Annotated in this window: 3 protein-coding genes and 1 other RNA gene; all 4 read right to left on the bottom strand. The window is 67.4% G+C overall.

Going from position 1 to position 3009, the window contains the following annotated elements; genetic code table 11:
• Window positions 1-122: YbaB/EbfC family nucleoid-associated protein (locus Q0L94_RS13465; RefSeq protein WP_296753983.1), on the bottom strand; the 122-nt coding region annotated here is incomplete at its 3' end.
• A gap of 194 nt (window positions 123-316) precedes the next feature.
• Window positions 317-2035: a DNA polymerase III subunit gamma/tau gene (gene dnaX / locus Q0L94_RS13460; protein ID WP_296753982.1), complete on the bottom strand. Its 1719-nt coding sequence runs from the start codon at window positions 2033-2035 to the stop codon at window positions 317-319.
• A gap of 125 nt (window positions 2036-2160) precedes the next feature.
• An RNA gene (gene ffs / locus Q0L94_RS13455) (signal recognition particle sRNA small type) lies at window positions 2161-2257 on the bottom strand.
• A 26-nt stretch (window positions 2258-2283) separates the two neighbouring features.
• The coding region (locus tag Q0L94_RS13450) for a 3-deoxy-7-phosphoheptulonate synthase (RefSeq protein ID WP_296753980.1) at window positions 2284-3009 on the bottom strand (726 nt) is incomplete at its 5' end.

Raw genomic sequence — 3009 nt, 5'->3', positions numbered from 1 at the left:
TTGACCATGCCGGCGCCGCTCTGGCCCTCGATTTCCATCTCGGCGAGCTTGGCCTGCATCTTGGCCATGTTCTCCTGCACCTGCTGGACCTGCTTCATCATGTTGCCGATGCCGCCCTTGATCATGTTGGTTCTCCTAGTGCCCTGAGTCGGGAATATGTTGACGGAGTGTTCGCATCGCGCGCTGGCCGGACTGACGGAAATGCCGAAATCTTTCGCAGGCAAGGCGCAAACCGCAGCCAGGTTGGATACCTGGCGAGGATTTGCAACGCCGCATGCGGATGATTATCGACATTTCCATTCAGCAAATTCCGGGCTCAGGGCGCTAGCGGCTGTATGGAACTGGCGTCGACCTGGCCACCGAATTGGTCGACCAGTTCGCGCACGAAGGGATCGGATTCGATCGCGGCCACGGCCTCGGCCTGGCGCGCTTCCTTGATGCGGGTGCGCACCTGCTGCGGCGTCTGCCCGGCGGCGGCGCCGATCTCGAAGCTCACGCTGAGTCCCGCGCCGTAGCGGTCGCGCAGCGCGCCCACGAGCCGGTCCTGGTAGGCCCGGTCGAGCAGGTGCCTGTGCGCCTCGCCAACCCGCAGCGTCACGCTGTCCCCGGTCCGGGCCACCAGCTCGCAGTGGTCGGCGAGCATCCTGGCCATGCCGCCGAGGCGCAGTTCGGCGACAACCTTGAGCCAGTCCCAGTCGCCACGCGGCCCCGGCGCGCTCGCCGTCAGGGTCACGGGAGGGGCAGCCGGCTCGCGGCTGAGTTCAGGTTCGGGTTCGGGCCGGGGCGCCACGCCCTCGGCACGCGGCGCGACGACGGCCGCCAGCGGCACGCCGGACGTCGCCTGGGCAGCCGTGCGCGGCGCAGGTTCGGCCCGCGGAACCGACGCCGGACGCGCCGCCGGCACCGGTCGCGGCGTGCCGCCCGCGGCACCGGGGGCGAAGGCCAGCATGCGCAGGAGCGTCATGCAGAAGCCGGAAAACTCGTCCGGCGCATACGGCAGGTCGCGGCGGCCGTTGAGCGCGATCTGGTAATACAGCTGCACCGTCTCGGCGTCGAGCCTGTCGGCTGCGGCCCGCATGCGCTCGGCGTCCATGCCCGCGTCGACCGCGCCGGGCGCATGCAGCAGCAGCGCCAGCTGCGTCAGCAGGTTGCCGAGGTCCTGCAGCGTGGCGTCGAAGGCGATGCCGCGCTCGGCAAGCTGCCGCGCCTGCAGCATCAGCGCGTCGCCGTCGCATGCCGCCAGTGCGTCGAGCAGGTCGAACAGGTAGTCGCGCCGCACCGTGCCGAGCATCGCCTCGACGCCGGCGGCCTCGATGCGTCCGCTGCCGTAGGCGATCGCCTGGTCGGTGAGCGAGAGCGCGTCGCGCATGCTGCCGGCGGCGGCGCGCGCCAGCATATTCAGCGCGGCCGGCTCGGCGTCGACGTTTTCCTGCGCCAGCACCTCGCCGAGGTGCTGCGCGACGAGCGCGGGCGGCATCGGCTTGAGGTTGAACTGCAGGCAGCGCGAGAGCACCGTCACCGGGATCTTCTGCGGGTCGGTGGTGGCGAGGATGAACTTCACGTGCGCAGGCGGCTCCTCCAGCGTCTTCAGCATGGAGTTGAACGCCGGCTTCGACAGCATGTGTACTTCGTCGATGATGTAGACCTTGTAGCGTCCCACCGTCGGCGCGTACTGCGCGTTGTCGAGCACTTCGCGCATGTTGTCGACGCCGGTGTTCGACGCCGCGTCCAGTTCCAGCAGGTCGACGAAGCGGCCGGCGTCAATCTGGGTGCACGCCGAACAGGTGCCGCAGGGGGTCGCGGTGACACCGGTTTCGCAGTTGAGGCACTTGGCGAGGATGCGCGCCAGCGTGGTCTTGCCAACGCCACGCGTGCCGGTCAGCAGATAGGCATGATGCAAGCGGCCCTGGGTCAGCGCGTTGGAGAGCGCCTGCACCACATGCTCCTGCCCCTTGAGATCGGCGAACGCGCGCGGCCGCCACTTGCGCGCCAGCGCCAGTGCGGGGGAAGCGGAATCGCCGAAGAGATCAGTCATGGGTTATTTAAAAGGCGGGAACCATTCCAGGCTGCTTTCAAACGGAGACAAGGCGGAGCGCCGCAGACAGTACATCACAGTACGGCAAGGCGCGACAACACGGTATCCGTTTGAAAGCAGCCTGGAATGGCGAGCCTTACCCCGGCACTGGCATCGACCGCTGGGGCTGCTTCCTTCCGGACCTGACCCGATTCACGACCTAGCCATGCGGGGAGACCCGCCACCCGCATTTTAACCCGGAAGCGCGTCTATTCTTCATCCGCCGGTGCGGTCAGCCGGCGTTTTTTCACCGCGTCGGCCAGCAGCCGCAGCAGCGGGACGGTATCGTCCCAGCCGATGCAGGCATCGGTGATCGATTTGGCGTATTCCAGCGACTGGCCCGCGACCAGATCCTGGCGGCCGGGATTCAGATGGCTCTCGACCATGGCGCCGATGATGCGGGTGTCGCCGCCGGCCACCTGTGCTGCGACTTCGGCGGCAACGTCGATCTGGCGCTGGTACTGTTTGCTCGAATTGGCGTGCGAGAAATCGATCATCAGCTGCTGGCGCAAACCGGCCGACGCCAGCTCGCCGCACGCCAGGCTGACGCTCGCCGCATCGTAGTTGGGTGCCTTGCCGCCGCGCAGGATCACATGCGTGTCTTCGTTGCCGGAGGTGCTGAACACGCCGACATGGCCCGACTTGGTGACGGAGATGAAATGGTGGCGCGCGGCGGCCGCCTTGATCGCATCGACCGCGATGCGCAGGCTGCCGTCGGTGCCGTTCTTGAAGCCGACCGGGCACGACAGGCCGGACGCCAGCTGGCGATGCGACTGCGATTCGGTGGTGCGGGCGCCGATGGCGCCCCAGCCCACCAGATCGGCAATGTATTGCGGCGAGATCAGATCGAGAAATTCGGTCGCGCAGGGCAGGCCGATTTCGTTGATTTCCAGCAGCAGCTTGCGCGCCAGCCGCAGCCCCTCGTTGATGTCGAA

The sequence above is a fragment of the Thiobacillus sp. genome (assembly GCF_024708915.1).
The sequence above is the reverse complement of the archived record's forward strand: the minus strand, read 5'-3'. Positions and strand labels throughout refer to the sequence as shown.

Bases quoted from the DNA above. Each gene is read 5' to 3' on its own strand.
- dnaX (WP_296753982.1), bottom strand. From the start codon at position 2,035: ATGACTGATCTCTTCGGCGATTCCGCTTCCCCCGCACTGGCGCTGGCG.